22 protein-coding genes and 1 riboswitch are annotated in these 22307 nt (G+C 72.2%); of the genes, 10 read left to right on the forward strand and 12 right to left on the reverse strand.

Annotated features, from left to right (window positions below; genetic code table 11):
- Positions 1-43: 43 nt before the first annotated feature.
- Both ACIQHQ_RS04670 and ACIQHQ_RS04675 read right to left on the reverse strand, forming a co-directional pair.
- Positions 44-1915 (reverse strand): anthranilate synthase family protein, encoded by a 1872-nt coding sequence (locus tag ACIQHQ_RS04670; protein WP_402610035.1) that lies wholly within the window; start codon positions 1913-1915, stop codon positions 44-46.
- Between the two features lie 96 nt (positions 1916-2011).
- Entirely contained in the window at positions 2012-2068 is a 57-nt protein-coding gene (locus tag ACIQHQ_RS04675) for a trp operon leader peptide (protein ID WP_078625594.1), read from the reverse strand.
- A 96-nt stretch (positions 2069-2164) separates the two neighbouring features.
- Here ACIQHQ_RS04675 and ACIQHQ_RS04680 point away from each other — a divergent pair, with 96 nt between their 5' ends.
- Together ACIQHQ_RS04680 and ACIQHQ_RS04685 are read left to right on the forward strand one after the other, a co-directional pair.
- Positions 2165-3517, forward strand: a complete 1353-nt coding sequence (locus tag ACIQHQ_RS04680) for a class II 3-deoxy-7-phosphoheptulonate synthase (RefSeq protein ID WP_402610037.1) — start codon at positions 2165-2167, stop codon at positions 3515-3517.
- Between the two features lie 149 nt (positions 3518-3666).
- Positions 3667-3900, forward strand: coding sequence for a (2Fe-2S)-binding protein (locus tag ACIQHQ_RS04685; RefSeq protein ID WP_361307918.1), 234 nt, complete (start codon positions 3667-3669; stop codon positions 3898-3900).
- 20 nt (positions 3901-3920) lie between these two features.
- Here the strand turns inward: ACIQHQ_RS04685 and bfr are convergent, their stop codons facing one another.
- Positions 3921-4397: a bacterioferritin gene (gene bfr / locus ACIQHQ_RS04690; RefSeq protein WP_266465730.1), complete on the reverse strand. Its 477-nt coding sequence runs from the start codon at positions 4395-4397 to the stop codon at positions 3921-3923.
- Between the two features lie 175 nt (positions 4398-4572).
- On the opposite strand from bfr, the gene ACIQHQ_RS04695 reads away from it, so the two are divergent.
- Positions 4573-5223, forward strand: coding sequence for a sulfite oxidase-like oxidoreductase (locus tag ACIQHQ_RS04695; protein ID WP_402610040.1), 651 nt, complete (start codon positions 4573-4575; stop codon positions 5221-5223).
- Between the two features lie 4 nt (positions 5224-5227).
- On the opposite strand, the gene ACIQHQ_RS04700 is transcribed toward ACIQHQ_RS04695, so the two are convergent.
- From ACIQHQ_RS04700 to thiO, 5 genes are all read right to left on the reverse strand, one after another.
- Positions 5228-6106, reverse strand: a complete 879-nt coding sequence (locus ACIQHQ_RS04700; protein ID WP_402610042.1) for a deoxyribonuclease IV — start codon at positions 6104-6106, stop codon at positions 5228-5230.
- 57 nt (positions 6107-6163) lie between these two features.
- Positions 6164-8086 carry a Stk1 family PASTA domain-containing Ser/Thr kinase gene (pknB, locus tag ACIQHQ_RS04705; protein ID WP_402610044.1) on the reverse strand — a complete coding sequence of 641 codons (1923 nt, stop codon included), beginning with the start codon at positions 8084-8086 and terminating at the stop codon, positions 6164-6166.
- 92 nt (positions 8087-8178) lie between these two features.
- A complete protein-coding gene (locus tag ACIQHQ_RS04710; protein ID WP_402610046.1) occupies positions 8179-8976 on the reverse strand; it encodes a thiazole synthase in 798 nt (265 codons plus the stop codon).
- 2 nt (positions 8977-8978) lie between these two features.
- A complete protein-coding gene (gene thiS, locus ACIQHQ_RS04715; protein WP_402610048.1) occupies positions 8979-9179 on the reverse strand; it encodes a sulfur carrier protein ThiS in 201 nt (66 codons plus the stop codon).
- Entirely contained in the window at positions 9176-10348 is a 1173-nt protein-coding gene (thiO, locus tag ACIQHQ_RS04720; protein ID WP_402610050.1) for a glycine oxidase ThiO, read from the reverse strand. Before thiO ends, thiS begins: the two co-directional genes overlap by 4 nt.
- Positions 10346-10457: riboswitch (TPP riboswitch) on the reverse strand. Its footprint overlaps the gene before it by 3 nt.
- Positions 10458-10509: 52 nt before the next feature.
- Here thiO and ACIQHQ_RS04725 point away from each other — a divergent pair.
- The 6 genes from ACIQHQ_RS04725 to ACIQHQ_RS04750 all read left to right on the forward strand — a co-directional run bounded on the left by ACIQHQ_RS04725 (position 10510) and on the right by ACIQHQ_RS04750 (position 15583).
- The gene (locus ACIQHQ_RS04725) at positions 10510-10860 is read left to right on the forward strand and encodes a hypothetical protein (protein WP_402610052.1); all 351 of its coding nucleotides are present in this window, start codon (positions 10510-10512) and stop codon (positions 10858-10860) included.
- Positions 10861-10892: 32 nt separating this feature from the next.
- Positions 10893-12134, forward strand: a complete 1242-nt coding sequence (locus ACIQHQ_RS04730; protein WP_402610054.1) for an NAD(P)/FAD-dependent oxidoreductase — start codon at positions 10893-10895, stop codon at positions 12132-12134.
- Positions 12135-12245: 111 nt separating this feature from the next.
- On the forward strand, positions 12246-12611 hold the full coding sequence (locus ACIQHQ_RS04735; RefSeq protein ID WP_031131943.1) for an Rv2175c family DNA-binding protein: 366 nt from the start codon (positions 12246-12248) through the stop codon (positions 12609-12611).
- A 304-nt stretch (positions 12612-12915) separates the two neighbouring features.
- Positions 12916-13569, forward strand: a complete 654-nt coding sequence (gene thiE, locus ACIQHQ_RS04740) for a thiamine phosphate synthase (RefSeq protein WP_402610056.1) — start codon at positions 12916-12918, stop codon at positions 13567-13569.
- Between the two features lie 98 nt (positions 13570-13667).
- Positions 13668-14591, forward strand: coding sequence for a methylenetetrahydrofolate reductase [NAD(P)H] (gene metF, locus ACIQHQ_RS04745; protein ID WP_283969649.1), 924 nt, complete (start codon positions 13668-13670; stop codon positions 14589-14591).
- A 56-nt stretch (positions 14592-14647) separates the two neighbouring features.
- The gene (locus tag ACIQHQ_RS04750) at positions 14648-15583 is read left to right on the forward strand and encodes a hypothetical protein (protein WP_402610059.1); all 936 of its coding nucleotides are present in this window, start codon (positions 14648-14650) and stop codon (positions 15581-15583) included.
- 27 nt (positions 15584-15610) lie between these two features.
- Here the strand turns inward: ACIQHQ_RS04750 and ACIQHQ_RS04755 are convergent, their stop codons facing one another.
- The 4 genes from ACIQHQ_RS04755 to ACIQHQ_RS04770 form a co-directional block, all read right to left on the reverse strand.
- Positions 15611-17101 carry a phytoene desaturase family protein gene (locus ACIQHQ_RS04755; RefSeq protein ID WP_402610060.1) on the reverse strand — a complete coding sequence of 497 codons (1491 nt, stop codon included), beginning with the start codon at positions 17099-17101 and terminating at the stop codon, positions 15611-15613.
- A 448-nt stretch (positions 17102-17549) separates the two neighbouring features.
- Complete coding sequence (locus ACIQHQ_RS04760; protein WP_390990124.1) at positions 17550-18179, reverse strand: TetR family transcriptional regulator; 630 nt, start codon at positions 18177-18179, stop codon at positions 17550-17552.
- A 47-nt stretch (positions 18180-18226) separates the two neighbouring features.
- Positions 18227-20311, reverse strand: coding sequence for a YhgE/Pip family protein (locus tag ACIQHQ_RS04765; protein WP_402610063.1), 2085 nt, complete (start codon positions 20309-20311; stop codon positions 18227-18229).
- On the reverse strand, positions 20283-21065 hold the full coding sequence (locus ACIQHQ_RS04770; protein WP_402610065.1) for an ATP-binding cassette domain-containing protein: 783 nt from the start codon (positions 21063-21065) through the stop codon (positions 20283-20285). Before ACIQHQ_RS04770 ends, ACIQHQ_RS04765 begins: the two co-directional genes overlap by 29 nt.
- 167 nt (positions 21066-21232) lie before the next feature.
- On the opposite strand from ACIQHQ_RS04770, the gene ACIQHQ_RS04775 reads away from it, so the two are divergent.
- Positions 21233-21793 carry an SAV_6107 family HEPN domain-containing protein gene (locus ACIQHQ_RS04775; protein ID WP_402610067.1) on the forward strand — a complete coding sequence of 187 codons (561 nt, stop codon included), beginning with the start codon at positions 21233-21235 and terminating at the stop codon, positions 21791-21793.
- Positions 21794-22307: the final 514 nt, after the last annotated feature.

Genomic DNA, 22307 nt, shown 5'->3' on the forward strand with positions numbered 1-22307 from the left:
CGTCGGTACCGGCCGGGGCCGGGCGGCCCCGACCGGAGCCGGGTCAGACCGACGGCGCGCCCGCGCTCCGCAACCGCCCCACGAGTTCGCGCACGACCCGCGCCCCGTTCAGCGTCAGCACCGACTCGGGGTGGAACTGCACGCCGGCGAACCCGGCGGTGCGCAGCGCGTGCACCTCACCGTTCGCGGCGCGCGAGACCTCGACCCCGTGCGCCGCCAGTTCGGCCGCCGTCTCGTCGTCGCAGCGCGCCACGAAGCTGTTGTAGAAGCCGACGGTCTCCCGCCGTCCGAACAGCTCGATCTCCGTCTGCGCCCCCTGGTACGGCACCTCCTTGCGCACGATGTCCAGCCCCAGCTCCGCCGCGATCAGCTCGTGGCCGAGGCAGACGCCCAGCACGCCCTGGCGTTCGCCTCTGATCACCTCGGCGGTCAGGGAGCGCAGGAACCGCATCTTGGGGTCCGCCAGGTCGGACGGGTCTCCCGGCCCGGGGCCGAGGACCACGGTTCCCTCGTGGGCGAGCACCGCCTCCCGCAGCCCCGGCTCGTCGTACCGCCGCACGCTCACCTCCAGGCCGCCGGAGCGCAGCACGTGCGCGAGCATCGCCGTGAAGGTGTCCTCGCCGTCGACGACCAGGGCGTGGCCGGCCAGTTCGTCCGCGCGCTCCTGCATGCGCAGCCAGAAGGGCGCCAGCGAGGCCCGGCGTCCGTCCAGCGCGGCCCGCACGCGCGGGTCGTCGGCCAGACGTGCGCGGGTGTGCTCGGCACGCGGCCGTGACGGCCGTACTCCCAGCGCCGCCAGCACACCCGCCGCCTTGGCGTGCGTCTCGGCCACCTCGCTCGCCGGGTCCGAACCACGCACCAGGGTCGCGCCGACCGGCACCCGCAGCCGCCCGCCCGCGTCGATGTCGGCGGTGCGGATGAGAATGGGGGAGTCCAGGGTCTGGACCCCGCCCGGGTCCCGGCCGACCAACGCCAGCGCCCCGGCGTAATACCCGCGCCCGCCGCTCTCGTGCCGCTCGATCACCCGACAGGCGTTCTGCACCGGCGAGCCGGTGACCGTCGCCGCGAACATGGTCTCCTTCAGTACCTCCCGCACGTCCAGCGAGGACCTGCCGCGCAGCTCGTACTCGGTGTGCGCGAGGTGCGCCATCTCCTTCAGCCGGGGCCCGACCACGACCCCGCCCATGTCGCCGACGGTGCACATCATCTTGAGCTCCTCGTCGACGACCATCGACAGCTCCTCGACCTCCTTGCCGTCGGCGAGGAAGTCCAGCAGGTGCTCGGGCGTCGGCCCCTCGGCGGGGTAGCGGTACGTCCCGCTGATCGGGTTCATGACGACCGTGCCCCCGGACATCCGCACGTGCACCTCGGGGCTCGCCCCGACCAGGGTCCGCTCTCCCGTGTGCACGACGAACGTCCAGTACGCCCCCCGCTCGCCCTCCAGCAGCCGCCGGAACAGCGCGAGGGCGTCGGACCGCCCGAATCCGGGGATCTCACCCTCGTACGTGCGCCGGATCACGAAGTTGGCGCCCTCGCCCCGGCCGATCTCCTCCTCCAGCACGCGCCCGACGATCCGCGCGTACTCCTCGTCGGGGATGTCGAAGCCACCGCCCCCGCCGCTGACGCGGACGTCGTACGCCGGGAGCTGCTCCAGGGCCTCGGCCAGCGGGACGGCGCAGGACTCCTGGGGCGTGAGCGCCAGCAGGGGCGTGCCGTCGTCGCGGACGTCGAAGCCGCGCTCGCGGATCTGCCGGAAGGGCACCAGCGCGAGGCAGGTGTCGGGCAGGTCGGCGAGGCGGTCGTATGCGGCGACCGGGCCGATCAGGACCTCGACCAGCTCGTGGTCGTGGCCCGGGGTGCGGCGGCGCAGCAGGGCGAACGGGCGGGGGTCGTCCAACAAGCCGAGCAGGTTCATGGGTCCGTGCTCCATCTCGGTGAGAGAGGAACGGACCCCGGGAAAGACCGAAGGCCGCCCCTCGGGCGGCCTTCGCGAAGTCGTGAGTACGCGCAGTCAGCGGGCCGCCGGATGAGCGGTCCACCACCAGGTCTGGGTCGAGTGCGCGAACATGGCAGGCACCTTACCCCACGTCCGAGGGGTGTACGGGGTGTCTCAATTGCTGGGCATGGGTCAGGACGCCCGACACGAACCCGTAGTGTTGAGGTCGTGACCGTGAACGCTAAGACCAGCGCGAGTGCTGGCAACACCTGGCGAGACCTGCCCGCGGCGCAGCAGCCCGAGTACCCCGACACCGAGGCTCTGCGCGCAGTGATCGCGGACCTCGAGTCGTATCCGCCGCTCGTCTTCGCGGGCGAGTGCGACCAGCTGCGCGCCCGGATGGCGGCCGTCGCCAAGGGAGAGGCGTTCCTCCTCCAGGGCGGCGACTGCGCCGAGGCCTTCGACGCCGTGTCCGCGGACCACATCCGCAACAAGCTCAAGACCCTGCTCCAGATGGGTGCCGTGCTCACGTACGCCGCCTCGGTGCCGGTCGTGAAGGTCGGCCGCATCGCCGGCCAGTACTCCAAGCCGCGCTCCAAGGGGACCGAGACCCGTGACGGCGTGACGCTGCCGACGTACCGCGGCGACTCCGTCAACGGCTTCGAGTTCAACGAGAAGGCCCGCATCCCGGACCCCGAGCGGCTGAAGCGGATGTACCACGCGTCCGCCTCCACGCTGAACCTGGTGCGCGCCTTCACCACCGGCGGTTACGCCGACCTGCGCCAGGTGCACGCCTGGAACCAGGACTTCGTGAAGTCGTCCCCGTCCGGCCAGCGCTACGAGCAGCTCGCCCGCGAGATCGACAACGCGCTGAACTTCATGCACGCCTGCGGGACCGACCCGGAGGAGTTCAAGACCGTCGAGTTCTTCTCGTCGCACGAGGCGCTGCTGCTCGACTACGAGTCCGCCCTGACCAGGGTCGACTCCCGCACCGGGCAGCTGTACGACGTCTCGGCTCACATGGTGTGGATCGGTGAGCGCACCCGGCAGCTGGACCACGCGCACATCGAGTTCGCCTCGAAGATCCGCAACCCGATCGGCATCAAGCTGGGTCCGACGACCACCGCCGAGGACGCGCTCCAGTACATCGAGCGCCTCGACCCCGAGCGGGACCCGGGCCGGCTGACCTTCATCGTCCGCATGGGTGCCGACAAGGTCCGCGACAAGCTCCCCGAGCTGGTCGAGAAGGTCACCGCCTCCGGTGCGACCGTGGCCTGGGTGACCGACCCGATGCACGGCAACACCTTCGAGGCGGCCTCCGGGCACAAGACCCGCCGCTTCGACGACGTGCTCGACGAGGTCAAGGGCTTCTTCGAGGTCCACAAGGCCCTCGGCACCCACCCGGGCGGCATCCACGTGGAGCTCACCGGTGACGACGTCACCGAGTGCGTGGGCGGCGGCGACGAGATCTTCGTCGACGATCTGCACCAGCGCTACGAGACGGCCTGCGACCCGCGGCTCAACCGCAGCCAGTCGCTCGACCTGGCGTTCCTCGTGGCCGAGATGTACAGGGACCAGTAACGGGACCGCCTGTTACCGGGGCATGGACTGGGGCGCGGATCACACGATCCGCGCCCCTCTCCACTTTTGCGCTCCGGACCCGCCGGGTAAGGTTAGGTTAGCCTCACCGATCAACGGGGACGGCGCCAGAGAACGACCCCCGTCGGGAGGTGAACCGCGTGTACGTCTGCAGTTGTTTCGGGATCACCGAGCAGCAGGTCAAGCAGCACGCGGACGGCGGCGCCTGCACTCCCCGCCAGATCGCCTCCGCCTGCAAGGCGGGCACGGACTGCGGGTCCTGTGTGCGCCGCATCCAGGCGATCCTGGGCAGGGGATCCTGCCCTCGCCGCGATCTGGCCGACCGGGGCGAGCCGGTGCTCGCCGAACTGGAAGACGCCGCCTAGGGCGACATGCCCTGGACCCGCTAGCTCGGCTGCTCGATCTGCTGCGCGATGTACAGCGCCTCGCCGAGCTTGTCGATCAGCTCCAGCTGCGTGTCCAGATAGTCGATGTGGTGCTCCTCGTCCTCGAGGATCGACTCGAAGAGGTTCGCGGACGTGATGTCGCCCTTGCTGCGCATCACCTCGATGCCGCGCTTGAGGCGGTCGATCGCCTCGACCTCCACCTGGCGGTCCGCCTGGAACATCTCGGTGACCGTCTGGCCGACCCGCACGTGGAAGAGCCGCTGGTAGTTGGGTAGACCGTCCAGCATGAGGATGCGCTCGGTGATCTTGTCCGCGTGCTTCATCTCATCGATGGACTCTTCACGCGTGTACTTGGCGAGCTTGGTCCAGCCCTTGTTGTCCTGGATCCGGTAGTGCAGCCAGTACTGGTTGATCGCCGTCAGTTCGCCGGTCAACTGCTCATTGAGAAATTCGAGAACCTCGGGGTCGCCCTGCATTGCAGAGGCTCCTTCCATGCGGGGGAACTGACAGGTTGTGCCGCATGATTCCACTGGTGAAGAAGATCGTCCAGTAAGTCTTCGCTTAGTAAGTAAGGGCATGCTTAGTTGATTTTGTCCGGCTTGGGGGTGGTCCCGGTCAGGGGCACCACCCGAGGTCTGTCAGGATGGAGTCATGGGTCAGTCGCTGGAACACGAATCGGGAGAAGGGCGCGATCCAGCAGGAGCGACGCAGCCCGAGCTGCCCCCGGGACAGCGGCTGCAGCGCGGCTGGCCGGTCACGCACTACGGGCCCGTCCCCAAGTTCCGGCCCGAGCGCTGGGAGTTCCGGGTCTTCGGAGCCACCGCCGACGGCGGCAAGCACTGCTGGACCCATGAGGAGTTCACCGCCCTGCCCCACACCACCGTCGTGGCCGATCTGCACTGCGTCACGAAGTTCAGCATGCTGGGCGCGGAGTGGGGCGGCATCCCCGCGCGCACCATCCTCGACCTCGCCCCGCCCGCGGACGACGTCACCCATGTGATGGTGTGGGCCGAGTACGGATTCAGCTCCAACCTCCGGCTGTCCGACTTCGCCGACGAGCACGTCCTGTTCGCCACCCACAAGGGCGGCGAGCTGCTCACCGCCGAGCACGGCTTCCCGCTGCGCCTGATCGTGCCCCACCTGTACGCCTGGAAGGGCCCCAAGTGGGTGCGCGGTGTGGAGTACATGACCGCCGACCGGCGGGGCTTCTGGGAGGAGCGCGGCTACCACAACATCGGCGACCCCTGGCAGGAGCAGCGCTACTCCTACCAGGAGGAGCCCGGGGACGGCCCCGGCATCTGACGCCTCAGCCGTCGCGCAGCTTCTTCAGCCGCTCCACGTCCCCGGCGTGCCCCTGCTTGCCGCCCGGCGTCTCGATGACCAGCGGCACCCCCTCGGTTGCGGGGTGCGTCATCAGGGCCCGGAACGGGTCCTCCCCGATGTGGCCGACACCGATGTTCTCGTGCCGGTCCTTGTGCGCGCCCACCACGTCCTTGGAGTCGTTGGCGTGGATCAGCTTCAGCCGGCCCTCGCCGACCGTGTCCACCAGAAGATCCAGCGTCTGGTGCATCCCGCTCGGGCCGGTCAGGTCGTGCCCGGCGGCGAAGATGTGACAGGTGTCCAGGCACACGCCGAGCATCGGGTGGGCGTCCAGCGCCTCGAAGTACGGGCCGAAGTCCCAGGTCCGTGAGCACAGGGAGGCGCCCTGGCCGGCCGTCGACTCCAGCAGCAGGAACGGGTCGTCGTCGTGGGTCAGCTCGTCCAGCAGCGGCAGGAGGTGCTCCCGGACCTGCTTCAGCGCCACCGACCGCTCGCGGCCGCCGGTCGCGCTGCCGGTGTGCACGACCACGCCCAGCGCCCCGATGTCCCGCGCGCGCCGCAGCGAGTGCCGCAGCGACTCCACCGAGCGCTCCACGGTCGCCTCGGTGTGCGAGCCGAAGTTGATCAGGTAGGGGGCGTGCACATAGGCCGGGATCGACTCGGCCGCGCAGGCCGCGCGGAAGGCCTCGTCCTGCTTCGGGTTGCCGGCCGGCGTGGCCCAGCCGCGCGGGTTGGCGACGAAGACCTGGACGGTCTCCGCCTTCAGGTCACGGGCGTACGACAGACCTACGGAGTGGAGGCCACCGGCCACGGGGACGTGGCCGCCCACGGGGTTGCGGGAGGGACCGGACAGCTGACTGTTCACCCGTTCAGGGTGTCATGCGTCCGGCCCTGCCCCGTCCACGGGCCCCGGCCGTGCCCGTCACTTGATCTCGATGGTGATCGTCGAGCCCTTGGGCGCGGTCCGGCCGCCCTCGACGGACTGGCTCTTGACCTCGTCGCCGAACAGGCCGAGCAGACCCCGGTCCTCGTCGACCTCGAACCCGGCGCCCTCCAGCGCCTGCCTGGCGTCGTCGACACTGTCGCCGACCACGTCCGGGACCTCGATCATCTCGGGGCCCTTGGACAGCGTCAGCGTCACGGTGTCGCCCTCGGCCGCCGGGCCGCCGGACTTCGGCGTCTGACGGACGACCTGGCCCTTGTCGTACTCGGAGGAGTTGACCCGCTCGGCGGCGATCTTCACCTTGAGGCCGGCGTCCTCCAGCTCCGCCCGGGCGTCGGCCTCGTCGTCACCGGTGACGTCGGGGATGTCGATGCGGGCGCCCTTGCTGACGACCAGCGCGACGGCCGTACCGGAGCGCACCTTGGTGCCGTCCGCCGGGCGCGCGGAGATCACCGAGCCCCGCGGCACCTCCTCGCTGAACTCCCGGGTGACCATGCCGGGCTCCAGCTCGTCCTCCCTCAGCCGGTCCCGCGCCTCCTCCAGCTTCCGGCCCGCCAGGGCGGGCACCCGCACGGTCTCGGGGCCGTCTGAGATGGTGAACGACACCGAGTCGTTGACGCGGATACGGGCGCCCGGCGCGGGGTTGGTGCCGATGATCGTGCCGCGCTCGACGGTGTCGCTGTGGGCGTGGCTGACCTCGCCGACCTTGAGCCCGGCCTCCTCCAGCTGGTCCCTGGCCTGCGCCTCGGTCTTCGTCAGCAACGCCGGGACCTTCGTGAACTGTCCGGAGTTGATGTACCAGACGCCCGCGCCGACGCCGAGGACCAGCAGCAGGGCGACGACGATCGAGACGACGCCGCGCCGCGGCAGGCGCCGCCCGGGTGGTGGGGGAGGCGGTGTCTCCAGCCGGCTGGTGCGGAGCACCTCCGGCTCGGCGTCCTCGCCGACGGGCAGCAGACGCGGCACCGTGAGCGAGCGCGGGATCACACTCGTACGGTCGCCGGCGTTGTCGTGCTCCAGGGTGACCGCCTGCGGCGGCAGTGCGTCCAGCTGGTCCGCGCTCAGCCCCTCGCGCGACTGACGGGTCTGCGACAGCAGCGCCACGGCGTCGTACGGGCGCAGGTCGGGGTTGCGCGCGGTCGCCGACGCGACCAGCTCGTCCAGCTCGTACGCCAGCCCCGGCACCGACGCCGAGGGCGGCGGGACGTCCTCGTGGAGGTGTTTGTACAGGATGACGGCGGGGGAGTCCCCGTCGTGCGGCTTGTCGCCGGTCAGCATCTCGAACAGCATCACGCCGCACGCGTACACGTCGACGCGGGGGTCGGCGGTGCCGTTCTCTATCTGCTCGGGGGCGAGGTACGAGACCGTGCCGAGGACGGCGCCGGTGGTGTTCGTCACCGTGTCAACGGCCCGGACGAGACCGAAGTCGGCGACCTTGACCCGGCCGTCGTCCCCTATCAGAACGTTCTCCGGCTTCATGTCGCGGTGCACGAACCCGGCGCGGTGCGCGGCGCCCAGCGCGGCAAGCACCGGCTCCAGGATGTCCAGGGCGGCCCGCGGCTGCAGGGCCCCGCGCTCGCGCAGCACGTCCCGCAGGGTGCAGCCCGCGACGTACTCCATGGCCAGGTAGACGTACGAGCCGTCGGTGCCCTGGTCGAAGACCTGCACCACGTTCGGGTGCGCCAGCCGGGCCACGGACTTCGCCTCGCGGATGAACCGCTCCACGAACGAGGCGTCGACCGCGAGCGAGGGGTGCATCACCTTGAGCGCGAGGACCCGGTCGAGCCGGGTGTCCACGGCCCGGTAGACCGTGGCCATCCCGCCGACCGCGATCCGCGCGTCGACGCGATACCGGCCGTCGAGCACCTGCCCGACCAAGGGGTCCTGAAGGGTCGTGTCCACGCAGGCGAGTGTACGAGTCACGACCGACAGCCCCGTCCCCCGCCGGATTTCGAGGCGGGACTGCAGCCGACCTGTGACGTGTGTCCCGCCGATTACCGGAAGGCGGGCCGTTCCGGATCCAGCGCGGCCATCCCCTCCACCGGAGACGACGCCTCCGCGAAGTGCCGCCGCGGGATCCGCCCCGCCCGGTACGCCAGCCGCCCCGCCTCCACGGCGTGCCGCATCGCGTCGGCCATCAGCACGGGCTCCTGCGCCCGTGTCACCGCTGAGGCGAGCATCACACCCGCGCATCCCAGTTCCATCGCCAGCGCCGCGTCCGAGGCCGTACCCGCGCCCGCGTCCAGGATCACCGGCACGCGCGCGTGCTCCACGATCAGCTGGAAGTTGTGCGGGTTGCGGATTCCGAGCCCGGAGCCGATCGGCGAGCCCAGCGGCATGATCGCCGCGCAGCCCACGTCCTCCAGCTTCCGCGCCAGCACCGGGTCGTCGTTGGTGTACGGCAGCACCGTGAACCCGTCGTCGACCAGGGCCTCCGCCGCGTCCAGCAGCTCGATCGGATCCGGCAGCAGGGTGCGCTCGTCGGCGATGACCTCCAGCTTGATCAGGTCGGTGCCGAGGGCCTCGCGCGCGAGGCGGGCCGTGAGGACGGCCTCCCCGGCGGTGAAGCAGCCCGCCGTATTGGGCAGCACCCGGATGCCGAGCCTGTCCAGGACGGACAGCACCGAGCCGTGCACCGAGGCGTTCACCCGGCGCATCGCGACCGTCGTCAGCTCCGTCCCGGACGCCACCAGCGACCGCTCCAGCACATCGAGGCTGGGCGCCCCGCCCGTGCCCATGATCAGGCGGGACGCGAAGGACGTGCCACCGAGGACAAACGGATCGTCGGCCATGGTCAGCCTCCTTGGACGGCGGTGAGGACTTCCACGCGGTCTCCCTCGGCCAGGGGCGTGGAGGGCCACTCGGTGCGCGGGACGACGGTTTCGTTGAGGGCGGCGGCCACACCCGAGCGCGAGGCGGTGAGCGACCTCACGACGGTGTCGAGAGCCGTGCCGGGCCGGACCTCCCGGGGCTCCCCGTTGACGGAGATGTTCATGCGGGCTGCTCCGTGAGTGCGGTGGCGGGAGTGAAGCGCTTCGGCGTGAAGGGCCGGGCCTCCTCGGGGAGTTCGCCCGTCGTCAGGACGTGGGCCAGGGCGTCGCCGGTCACCGGCGTGAGCAGGACGCCGTTGCGGTAGTGCCCGGTGGCCAGCGACAGCCCCTCCAGGCCGGTGGGGCCGAGCAGCGGCGCGTTGTCGGGGGAGCCGGGGCGCAGCCCGGCCCGGGTCTCGGTGAGCGGGAGCTCGGTGATGCCGGGGACCAGCTCGTGTGCGTCCCGCAGCAGCTCGTAGACGCCGCCCGCGGTCACGGTGGTGTCCCAGCCCAGCTCCTCGCTGGTCGCCCCGATCACGAGTTCGCCGCTCGCGCGCGGCACCAGGTAGACGTGGCTGCCGCGCACCACCGCGCGTACCGTCCGGCTCAGGAACGGCCCGTGCCGCTGCGGCATCGTCAACCGCACCACCTGCCCCTTCACCGGGCGCACGGGAGGCAGCACGTCCCGCGGGACACCCGCGAGCCGCCCGCTGAGGCTGCCCCCGGCGAGCACCACCTGGCCGGCGGCCGGCGCGGTGCCGTCGGCCAGGACGACCCCCGCGGCCCGGTCCCGTACGACGGTCAGCCGCTCCGCCCACGCCCGGTGGAAGACCACGCCGGCCCGCTCGCACGCGGCCACCAGGGCCCCGGCCAGCCGCCGCGGGTCGATCTGGTGATCACCGTCGACCCGGAGCCCGCCACGCACGCCCGGCGCGAGCATCGGCTCCAGGCGCCGGCACTCGCGCCCCGACAGCCACTGCGAGTCCAGCCCCGACTGCTGCTGAAGGGCGTGCAGTTCGCGCAAGTGGGCCCGGTCGTCGGCGTCCAGGGCCACGGCGAGCGTGCCGCAGCGGCGGTAGCCGAGGTCCTGGCCGGTCAGCTCGGTGAGCTCGGCGGCGAAGTCCGGGTAGCGCCGGGCGGAGGCGAGGTTGAGGCCGAGCAGGGTCTGCTCGCCGTAGTGCAGTTCCGTGACGGCGGCCAGCATGCCGGCCGCCACCTGTGCGGCTCCGCCACCGGGCTCGGGGTCCACGACGGCCGTGGCGAGCCCGCGTTGCGCGGCCCGCCAGGCCGTGACCAGACCGATGATCCCGCCCCCGATGACCAGCACGTCTGATGTGGTGGACGTAGGCGACATGGGCGTCCAGCCCCTCCCTTCGCCGGCATGACCCGGATCAGGTTCGTACGGTCGGAGGCCGCCAGCCTCCCTCTCAGCCCGGTGCGTCCGGGCTCCCGCGAGTGCTTTACGTTGGCCACCCTAGCCCGATGCCGCATGCCGCAGTAAGGGAGCCTCCGCCCATGGCCCGATCCCTCGACGGTCTCGTCCTCGCCCCGGTGGCCGACCAGGCGCCAGGTCAGGTGGGCACCCGCACCCGGTTCACGTACCACGAGCGGCAGGGCGGGATCTGGGCCGAGTACAGCGGCGGCGATGTCGTACGGGGGTATCTCGTGGGTATCCGGGAAGGTGACCGGCTGGACTTCCGGTACGTGCAGCTCAAGCGGGACGGCACCACGTCCTCGGGGCACTGCGTCTCGGCGGTCGTGGAGCTGCCCGACGGGCGGGTGCGGCTGGAGGAGAGCTGGGAGTGGGAGTCCCAGCGGGGCAACGGCACGAGCGTTGTGGAGCAGGTCACGGCGCATGAGCACTGATTGACAATCCGTCAGGTGTCTATGGTGATCAGGTGAGCGAGCAGACGCAGGAACCAGGTTCGTCCGCGCCCCGGCGCGTGGTCGTGGCGGGCGCGGGCATGGCCGGGGTGCAGACCGCCGTCGCGCTGCGCGAGCAGGGCTTCACCGGCGATGTGATCCTGATCGGCGCCGAGCCCCACCAGCCCTACGACCGGCCGCCGTTGTCCAAGGCCGTCCTGCTCGGCAAGTCCGAGGGCTCCGCCTTCGACGTCGACTTCGATGCCCTCGGCATCGAACTGCGGCTCGGCTGCGAGGTGCTGGGCCTGCGCCCCGCCGACCACGAGCTGGACACCGAGGACGGGCCCGTGCCCTACGACGTCCTGGTCGTCGCGACCGGCGCCGAGCCGGTCCGGCTGCCCGGCGCGCAGGGCGTGCCCGGCGTGCATCTGCTGCGCACCCTGGACGACGCCGAGCGGCTGCGCCCGGTGCTGGCCCGCCGGCACGACATCGTGGTCGTCGGCGCGGGCTGGATCGGCGCGGAGTTCGCCACCGCCGCGCGCGAGGCGGGCTGCGCGGTGACCGTCGTGGAGGCCGCCGAGCGGCCGCTCGCCGGGGCGCTGCCCGCCGAGGTCGCCGCCCCGATGGCCGGCTGGTACGCCGACGCGGGCGCCGTACTGCGGACGCACGCGCGCGTGGAGCGCGTCGAGCAGGGTGCCGTGCTCCTCGACGACGGCACCCGGCTGCCCGCGGGCGCGGTCGTCGTCGGCATCGGCGCCCGCCCCGCCACGGCCTGGCTGGCCGGGTCCGGCATCGCGCTCGGCGCCCACGCCGAGATCCTGGCCGACGAGCACCTGCGCACGTCCGTACCGGACGTGTACGCGGTCGGCGACTGCGCCTCCTTCCCCTCCGGGCGCTACGGCGAGCGCCTGCTGGTCCACCACTGGGACAACGCCCTCCAGGGGCCGCGCACGGTCGCCGTGAACATCGTCGGCCGGGCCACGGGGGAGGCGCCGGCGGTGTACGACCCGGTGCCCTACTTCTGGTCCGAGCAGTTCGGGCGGTTCGTCCAGTACGCCGGGCACCACGCCGCCGCGGACACGACCCTGTGGCGGGGCGAGTCCTCCGGACCGGCCTGGACGGTGTGCTGGCTGCGCGATGAACGGCTGATCGCGCTGCTGGCGGTCGGCCGGCCGCGGGACCTGGCGCAGGGCCGGCGCCTGATCGAGTCGGGCACGCGGATGAATCCGCTCCTGCTGGTGGATCCGGCCAGGCCCCTGAAGGCCGCGACGGCGTAGGCGCCGGGGCCGTTGCCCGGGGCCCGGGGCAGTGCTGCCGGACCCGGCGCGTCCGCCCGGGTGGACGGGGCCGACTTCCGACTGTCAGTGGCAAATGGCAGGCTTGTTTCCGTGACCGAGATTGACGCAAAGATCGATGCTCTCGTCCCCGCCTGGCTCACCCTCCCCGACATCGCCGAACAGTTCGGCGTCGAGGTGACGCGTGTGCGGCAGCTGGTCAAGGACGGCCAGCTCATCGCCGTACGCCGCGGTGAGAACCGCGCGCTGCACGTCCCCGCCGCCTTCATCGACGGGGACAAGGTCGTCAAGGGCCTGTCCGGGACCTTGACGCTCCTGCGGGACGACGGCTTCACGGACGAAGAGATGCTGGAGTGGCTCTTCACCCCGGACCCCAGCCTGCCCGGCACCCCCGCGCAGGCGCTCAGCGAGAATCGCGGCACGGAGGTGAAGCGCCGCGCCCAGGCGCTCGCGGTCTGACCCGGCCGCGACGGACAACCGCCCGGTGCCGTGTGAGCGGGGCCGGGCCTGAACACCAGCCCGACGTGGGGGCCGTGGCCCAGTGGTCACGGCCCGGGGGAGTGCCGCGCCCGTCATGGGCGAGCACGTACCCGGCAGGGCCGGGGCGGGCGTAAGGTGCCCGGGGCGTTCGCCGCGGGACACCCGTCGCCGGACGGGGACGCTCGCGGGCCCCGCCCCGCCGGCACCCGGGCGGACGCACGCGCCTGCCGCTGACGCGCGTGCGGGCCCCGCCCGCACGCCACCGACACTCTGGGGGACACGCATGACCGGCACCGCCGCCGCACGGGCCCAGCTCGCCGACGCCCGCGTCTACCTCTGCACCGACGCGCGCAAGCGGCAAGGCGACCTCGGGGAGTTCCTCGACGCCGTGCTGGCCGGCGGGGTCGACATCGTGCAGTTGCGCGACAAGGGCATGGAGGCGGGCGAGGAGCTGGAGCACCTGGCCGTCTTCGCCGACGCCTGTGCGCGGCACGGCAAGCTCCTCGCGGTCAACGACCGTGCGGACGTCGCCCACGCCGCCGGCTCCGACGTCCTGCACCTCGGCCAGGGCGACCTCCCGGTCCCCGCGGCCCGCGCGCTCCTCGGCGACGACATCCTGATCGGCCGGTCCACCCACGCCGGGACCGAGGCCGCCGCGGCCGCCGTCCAGCAGGGCGTGGACTACTTCTGCACCGGCCCGTGCTGGCCGACCCCCACCAAGCCGGGCCGCCACGCCCCCGGCCTGGATCTCGTCCGCTACACCGCCGCCCTCGGCACCGACCGCCCCTGGTTCGCCATCGGCGGCATCGACCTCGGCAATCTCGACCAGGTCCTGGAGGCCGGTGCCCGGCGGGTCGTCGTCGTCCGGGCGATCACCGAGGCCGACGACCCGGGGGCCGCTGCGGCCGAGTTCGCCAAGCGGCTGCGGGGACAGTAGTCGGGACGGTTTGTCCAAGGGGTGGACAACAAGCGGATAATCCGGGCAAATGTCGTTCCTTGGTTGGGGGACCGACCGCCCCTGGCTAACCTGCCGGTATGGCCCTCGGCACCGCATCCATCAGGTCGGACCACGCGCGCACCGTCCGCGACATGCTCGCGGCCGGCAAGACGACGTACTCCTTCGAGTTCTACGCCCCCAAGACCCCGAAGGGCGAGCGGAACCTGTGGAACGCGCTGCGCCGGGTCGAGGCGGTGGCGCCCGACTTCGTCTCCGTGACCTACGGCGCGGGCGGCTCCACCCGGGCGGGCACGGTCAAGGCGACCGAGGCGATCGCCTCCGACACCACCCTCACCCCGATCGCCCACCTCACCGCGGTCGACCACTCGGTGGCCGACCTGCGCAACATCATCGGCCAGTACGCCGACGCCGGGATCCGTAACATGCTCGCCCTGCGCGGTGACCCGCCCGGCGACCCCATGGGCGACTGGGTGCCGCACCCCCGGGGCCTCGCCTACGCCGCCGAACTCGTCGAGCTGATCAAGGCCTCCGGCGACTTCTGCGTGGGCGTCGCCGCCTTCCCGGCGATGCACCCCCGCTCCGCCGACTGGGACACCGACGTCCGCCACTTCGTCGACAAGTGCCGAGCGGGCGCGGACTACGCCATCACGCAGATGTTCTTCCAGCCGGAGGACTACCTCCGGCTGCGCGACCGGGTCTCGGCCGCAGGTTGCGACACCCCGATCATCCCCGAGGTCATGCCGATCGCGAGCGTGAAGACGCTGGAGCGGATCGGGTCGCTCACCAACGCCGCGTTCCCGGCCGCCCTGAAAGAGCGGATCCTCACAGCAAAAGACGATCCGGCCGCTGTACGCTCCATTGGTATCGAATTCGCCACGGAGTTCTGTGCGCGGCTGCTCGCCGAAGGCGTGCCCGGCTTGCACTTCATCACGCTCAACAACTCCACCGCGACACTGGAGATCTACGAGAACCTGGGCCTGCACCACTCATCGCAGGCCTAGACCGTTCGCACCGGTATACGACACACTGCGTAGCGGCCACTGGGAGAGGGGCGTACATGGGCTGGGCGGTCCTCTACATCGCGTTCGGCATCGTCGCGCTGTGGCTGCTGGGCGAGGTGCTGCTGCAGTACAAGGCGCGGCTGCGCTGGCGGCTGCTTGCCTTCGCCGGGTTCCTCGGTGTCGTCGTCGGTGTTCTGATCCCGTCGGTCGTCGTCATCGGACTGGGCGCCGCCGCCTTCGCGGTCGGGCAGACCTACGTCACCCTGTCGTTCCGCAGCGGCTTCGCGGCCGGCTGGGCGATGAACGCGCCCGCGCTGGGCGGCAGCAAGCGCCGCCGCGGGGAGCGCGGCCGCCGGGAGCCGACCCTGGAGGTCTCCGGGCTCGAGGCCGAGGGCGGCTACGACGACGAGGCCGGCGCCTACCGCCGTGACCCCGCCGCCTACGGCGAGGACGACGACTACGACCGCGACGACGTCTTCACCCCGGCCCGCCCGACCCGCCAGCCGACCTCCGCCGAGACCACCGCCGTCTACGAGCCGCAGCCCATGCCCGAGGACACCGGCTCCTACGGCGTCTACAACCACGGGTACCAGGGCGGGGGGCAGCAGACCCACGATCAGTACGCCGCCCAGGCCGCCGACCAGTCCTACGCCTACGACCACTCCGGCTACGGCCAGCAGCAGGGCTACGACGCCACCGGCCAGCAGCAGTACGCCGCCTACTCCGACCCGTACATCGGCTCCTCGACCTACGGCCAGGCCACGCACGACACCACGTACGGCGACCAGCAGTACTACGGCCAGCAGGGCTACGCCCAGGACCAGTACGCAGGCACCTACGGCGGCGAGACCACGCCCGGCGGGGTGTGGGTCCCACAGCAGCGCGACACCGACGAGTACGGGCAGGAACTGCCGCCCGAGCAGCCGTACCCCTATCAGGGGGGCGGGCAGCAGCCGCAGGGCAACGGGTTCGACGAGCAGTACCGTTTCTGAAACCCGAACCCCGGGGGCGCGGCGTGTTCACTGCGAACCGCGGAACTCCGGGCCCTCCACGATCAGTCCCGCCACCAGCGCGCCCGACATCCCCGCATGCGGCAGCCCGCCGCCCGGGTGGGTCCAGCCGCCCACGGTGAACAGGCCGGGCACCCGTGTGCTGTTGGACGGATGCAGCAGCCGGCCGCCGGCCGCCGCCAGGGCCGGGACGGGGACCGCCCCGCCCTCCGCTCCCGTCACGTCCTCGATGTCGGCCGGGGTGCGCACCTCGCGCCACAGGAGCCGGTCGCGCAGGCCGGGCACGGCCCGTTCGGCGACGGTGAGCATGTGGTCGGCGAGGCCGTCGTGAGACCGACCGGGCCGCGCGGGCACCACCGTCGTGACGGTGACCGCCTCGTGGTCCGCCGGGGCCAGGCGCGGATCGCCGGGCCGTAGCACCGCGACCGTGGGACTCGGACTCCCGGCCGCCGTGCCGAACAGGGCGTCCCACTCGGCCTGCCGGTCCCCGGTGTGCACCACCGTGCGGTGCGCCGTGCCCTCGGGGCGGGCGCCGCGCAGGGCCAGCAGAAGAGTCAGCCTGGCGATCGCCGCGGGCTGCGGGTGCACCTCGCCCTCGCCCCGTACTGCGGTTCCCGCCGTCAGCCGGTCCAGAATGCCGGGCGCGACGCCGGCGACCACGACGTCCGCCTCCGCCACCGACCCGTCGGCGAGTTCCACCCCCGACGCCCGGCCGTCCTTCTCCAGCACGCCGGTGACGTCGGCACCGAAGTGGAACTCGACCCTCCGGGCCAGGCACCGCTCATACACCGCCCGCGCCAGCTCGCGCAGACCACCGCGCACGTACCAGGTGCCGAAGGCGTGCTCCATGTACGGCAGCACGGCCGCGCTCGCCGGGGTGAGCCGGGGATCCAGGCCGTACAGGAGGGCGTGGCTCTCCAGGAGTGCCGCGAGCCGGGGGTCGCGCAGCTCCCAGGCGCCGACCTCGGCGAGTGTGCCGGCCCGTCGGGTGCGCAGCAGCCGCCTGTGGGGGACCGACGGGTAGGGCTCGCGCTCGCCCAGCACCTGCCAGTCGGGCCACAGCGGCTCCTCCAGCAGCGGCCGACGGGTGCGGTCCCAGGCCTCGCGGGCCCGGACCAGGAAGTCGCCCCAGCGCTGCCCGGCACCCGCGCCGAGCCCTTCGTCCAGGGCGGCGACGACGCCCGCGCGCGAGGCGTTCGGCAGTGACACCTCGGTACCGTCCGCGAACACATGACGGGACGACGGGTCGACCTGGACGAGCTCGACAGCGGACTCCAGGGGCTCCTTGCCGGTCTTGACGAACAGGTCGCGGTACACGGCCGGCAGCGGGAGCAGGGCGGGGCCCGTGTCGAAGGAGAACCCGTCGCGCTCGAAGCGGCGCAGGGCTCCGCCATAGGTGTCCGTCCGTTCGTACACCGCCACCCGGTGGCCCGCGACGGCCAGCCGGGCGGCGGCCGTCAGTGCGCCCATCCCGGCGCCGATCACCGCAATCCGTGCCATGCCAGGGACTTTATCGGCCCCCTCCCGCAGCCTCCGCCGACAGCCCCTCCGACGGCGATCCCGGCGGCTCGGGGTACCGGCGCGGAGGTGATCGTGACCAGCCGGCCGCGGAGCGTTCTGGGGTCGCGTGCGCAGGACTGAGTATCCGTACCTAGCCGGGGACTTGAGTACGGGCGCGGATGGGGGACGACCTGCGCGGACGAGAGAGTGGAGACACGGAGAGGGGCTCGGCTCCGGCACCGGCGACACGGGGCGCCGGAGCAGGGGCCGGCCCACGATCCGCTCCTTCCGCCGGCGGTGTCGGCGGGAGCGAGGCACGGGGGAGTACCGGGGGACGACCGAACGGGGGTCGTGCGGGGGGACGCACGGGGGAGCACGGAAGGCGCCGGTTCGGTGTGGCCCGCGGGGGACGCGGCCACACCGAACCGGCGCCTTCATGTCCGCGCGATCAGCGGCAGCCGCTCACCCGTCCCTGGAGCAGCCGGGACAGGGCCGCGTGCACGTCGTCCAGGGAGCGTTCCGCCTGGAAGGACTTCCAGTCGAGGGCCGCCACCAGAACCATGCCGACCAGCGCGGACGCCGTCAGCGAGATGTCGATCTCCTCGCTGAACTCGCCGCCCGCCACGCCGTCGCGCAGGACGTCCTCCACGACTGCGACGGCCTGCTGCCGGACCACCATCAGCGTGGACTGCCAGGTCCGGTTGGTGCGCCACAGCTCGGCCACGTACAGCTGGGTGAAGGCCGGGTAGCGGTCGATGAAGACCAGGCCCGCGCGGATCATCGCGTCGAGGGCGTCGACCTTGGTGCCGCCCTCCCGCTCGGTCCGCTCGGCCGCTTCCCGCAGGGAGGCGGTCAGCAGACCCACTCCGTGCCGCAGCAGTTCCTCGAAGAGGACGGACTTGCTCGCGAAGTTGTAATAGACCGTGCCCTTCGCGACCCCGGCACGTTCGGCGATCTCGTCGACGGTCGTGGCGGAGAACCCCTGCTCGGCGATGAGCGTGACGGCCGCTTCGTAGAGCTTTTGCCGGGTGGCCTCGCGGCGCGTGCTGCCGCCCGACGCGGCACTGCTGCTTTCCATGGTCCTGATTGTCACAGGAACCTTTCCGGGGGGAGTGACGGTGGGGCTCACAGGGTCAGCTCCGGATGCAGCCGGTCCAGCGTCCACACCTGGCGCCGGCGGGCCGCCACGGCGGTCAGGGCGAGGGCGCCGGCGGTGAACGCCGTCAGCACCACGCACGCGTGCCACACCGGTTCGAGTCCCCCGCCCGTGATGAGCCGCCTGAGCGCCTCGACGACGTAGCTCATCGGCAGGAACGGGTGGAGGGCGTTGAAGAACCCGGGGCTGGTCTGCACGGGGTAGGTGCCGCCCGCCGAGGTCAGCTGGAGCATCAGCAGCGCGAGGACGAGGATCCGGCCCGCCGCCCCGAAGCGCGCGTTCAGCCACTGCACGATCGCCGCGAAGCACGCCGTCACCAGGAACAGGAACCCCACCGTCCCGGCCGCTCGCGCCATCTCCAGGCCGACCGCCCAGTGCAGCACCGACATCAGCGCCACCGTCTGCAGCACCCCGATCGCCACCACCGGCAGCCAGCCCGCCAGCGCGATCCGCCACGCCGGGGCGCCGGCCGCGAGCGCCCGCCGGTTCATGGGCACGATCAGCATGTACGCCACCATCGCGCCGACCCACAGGGACAGCGGGATGAAGTACGGGGCGAACCCGGTGCCGTAGTTGGGCGCCTTGTGCAGGTCGTGGGAGGCGAGCCGCACGGGGTCGGCCATGACCTCGGTGCGCCGGTCGCGGTCCCGCTCGTCGTAGTCGGGGATCTGCTCCGCCCCGTCGTGCAGACCGCCGGCGAGCTTCCCGGAGCCGCCGACGAGCTTGAAGATGCCGCCGTTGAGGTCGTCCGCGCCCGTCTTCAGCTTGCCGACGCCCGTGTCCAGGTCGACGGCGCCGGTCTTGGCCGTGCCGAGGCCCTTGTGCAGCCTCTTCGCGCCGGCGGCGACCTTCGCCGCCCCGTCGTTCAGCTTGTTGATCTTCTTGACGGCGTCGGCGAGGTCCTCGGAGAGGTGCGGCGCGCGGTTCGCGAGGGCCTGGGACTGCTTCTGGAGGGTGGCGAGGTTCTTGTCGAGCTTGTCCAGATCACCGTCCTGGTCCGCGATCAGCGTGTTGAGGTCGTCCGCGATGGTGGTCACGTCGGCGGCGGCGTCCTTGGCCTTCTTCAGGTCGGAACAGGCCGCGTCGGGCAGGACGGGATCGTCGCAGCGCCGGGCGTAGACGTCGTTCAGCGTGCCGGAGGCCGCGCGGGCGCCCTTGGCCGCGGTCGGGGCCGTCCTCACCAGGGTGTCCAGGTGCTTGCGGATCGCCCCGGAGGAGTCGGCCACCAGCTGGGCGGTGTCGCCGATCGTCTTCTCGTTGCCCTTGAGGAACGGGCCGACCTTGCCGGCGGTGCCGTTGACCCGGTCGGCGAGCGTCTGCGTGCCCTCCGCGACCCGTTTCGAGCCGTCCTCCAGGTCACCCGCTCCGGTGTGGAGTTTCCTCAGGCCCGTGGAGAGCTTGCCGCTGCCGTCCTTGGCGTCCTGCAGGCCGTCGGCGAGGTCCTTGGAGCCCTTCTCGGCCTTGCCGATGCCGCCCTTGAGCCGGTCGGCTCCCTCCGCCGCCTTCACGGTCTTGCCGTGGATGTCGGAGAACGACACGAAGATCTTGTCCAGGAACGAGCGGGACGTCTTCGTGGACGCCGCCTGCCGCACCTCGCTGAAGACCGTCCGGGAGATCTGCCCGACGATGTAGTTGTTCGCGTCGTTCGTGCGCACCTGGAGGGCGCCGGTCTCCGGGGTGTTCCCGGAGCTGGAGGCGATCCGCTCGCTGAAGTCGGCGGGCATGCTGAGCGACAGGTAGTAGCTGCCGTCCTCGACGCCCCTGCGGGCCTCGGCGGCGCTCACCTCCCGCCAGTCGAAGGTCTCGCTGTCACGCAGGCCCTTCGTGATGTCGTCGCCCGCCGTGATCCTCTTCCCGTCGGCGGTCGCCCCCTTGTCGTCGTTCACGAGCGCCACGGGAATCCGGTCCAGACGGCCGTACGGGTCCCAGAACGACCACAGGTACAGCGCGCCGTACAGCAACGGCAGCACCAGCAGCGCCACCAGTGCGGCCCGCGGCAGTTTCCCGCGCCCGAAGCGGCGCAGCTCAAGCGCGGCCAGTTTCGGCGAGCGCATCGGCCCTCCCCTCTCCCTGGTCGGCCTCGTCGCCCTCGGCGACCGGCTCCTGGTTGCTCCGCTTGGGGGAGACCGTGACGGCGCCCTCGGGAGCCTCGCTGCACACCGCCACGACCGTCGTCCCGGCCTCGGCCAGGGACCTGAGCAGCGCCCAGACCTCCTCCCGCTCTCCTTCCGAGAGCTTGAGGTCGGTGTCGTCGACGCCCAGCAGCCGCGGCTCGCCGATCAGGGCGAGCGCGATGGACAGCCGTAGCGCCTCCAGGCGCTCCAGATCGCGCACGGCCGTGCGCGGCCCCTTGGGCAGGGCTTCCAGGTCGAGCCCGGCGGCTTCGAGCGCCGCGTCGACGCGCTGCCCGGCCTCGGCCGCCCGCTCTGCACGGGGGCGCAGCAGTCCGCGCAGTGACGCGCCGAACCGCTGCTGGAGCAGTGCCCGTTCCCACAGGTGCTCCCCGACGGTCAGCGCCGGGTCCAGGTCGGTGACCCCGGGGACGTGCGCCAGCGCGCTGACGCCCCGCACCGCCGCCATCTGCTTCGGCAGTCTCGCGTCGCCGACGCCGGCCGTGCCCTCCGAGATCTTCATCCGCCCCGTCAGCGCGAGCAGCAGGCAGGTACGGCCGGACCCGGACGGGCCCTCGACCGCGACGAGCGAACCCGGCCCCGCGTCGACAAAGACGCCGCGGACCGCCCACCCCCGTGGCCCCTTGATCCCGAGGCCGTCGGCGGCGATCCGCACTCCTCCCGTCCGTTCCCCCATGAGTCTCCCCTGAATTGAACTGACTGGTCAGTTCAAAAACTACTCCGAACCTACGATCGAGGCAAAGCAGCAGGTCAGAACGGATTGTCAGTGCCATACCTCACGATGGGTCACATACGGCACTTCGTGACCGGACGTGCCGTCACACAGACGACAGGAGGTTCGTCATGGCCAGCTACCACGCGGCAGCCGCCCGTCGGCGCCGCGCCACCGGCCCTGCCCCCTCACTGACCGGACCGGCGAGCGACGTGCACCCCGTGCTGCGCCGGGCCACGGCCCCGCCCGCCGCCCTCGACCTTCTCGCCCAGGCACGCGCGAGCCTCGACGAGGCCGCCGGCCTGGAAACACCGAACGAGCGCTACGCGACGGCCCACCTCGCCGCCCTGCGCACCGCGGCCGCGGTGCTCGCCGCCCGGGGTCGGCCGGAGACCTCGCCCCGGGCCCGGGCCAAGATACGGAGCGCCTGGGAAGTGCTTCCCGAGATCGCACCCGAACTGACCGACTGGAGCGCCCTGTTCGCCTCCGGCGCCCGGCGCCGCGCCCGGGCCGAGGCGGGCATCCAGGGCGCGGCCACCGGCCGGGACGCCGACGACCTGATACGGGACGTGGCGATGTTCCTGCGCCTCGTCGAGCGGATGCTCGTCCTCCAGCCGGTCCTCCCACAGCCCCGCCCGGACCAGGACCGGCCGGACCCCGGCACGGGGAGGGATATGCCGGACGCGGGCTGACCGGGCAGCGGAGAGGGCCCGGGCCGTCCGGGTTCCGGGCCCTCCGGGTTCCGGAGGTGCGGGGCTCCGGGCCGTCCGGACTCCGGCGATGCCGGGCCCGGGCCCATCCGGTTCGGAGGTGGCCCCAGCGGATCCGGCATCTGCGGTCGAGGGCTCGGGCAGGTCTGACGGCCGGGGGTGGGGACTCGGGCAGGTCTGACGGCCGGGGTGTGGGCTCGGGCGGATCCGGCATCCGCATCAGGGGATCCGGCAGGTCCGACGATCGGGGTGTGGGCTCGGGCGGATCCGGTGGCCGTGGTGCGGCGCTCCGGCATTCGCGATCAGGGGCTCGGCAGGTCCGACGACCGAGGGTGGGGACTCGGGCAGGTCTGACGGCCGGGGTGTGGGCTCCGGCGGATCCGGCATCCGCGGTGGGGGGTCCGGCAGGTCCGACGATCGGGGTGTGGGCTCGGGCGGATCCGGTGGCCGTGGTGCGGCGCTCCGGCATTCGCGATCAGGGGCTCGGCAGGTCCGA

It is taken from the genome of Streptomyces sp. NPDC092370 (assembly GCF_044755265.1).
In the GTDB taxonomy this organism is placed as follows: Bacteria; Actinomycetota; Actinomycetes; order Streptomycetales; family Streptomycetaceae; genus Streptomyces.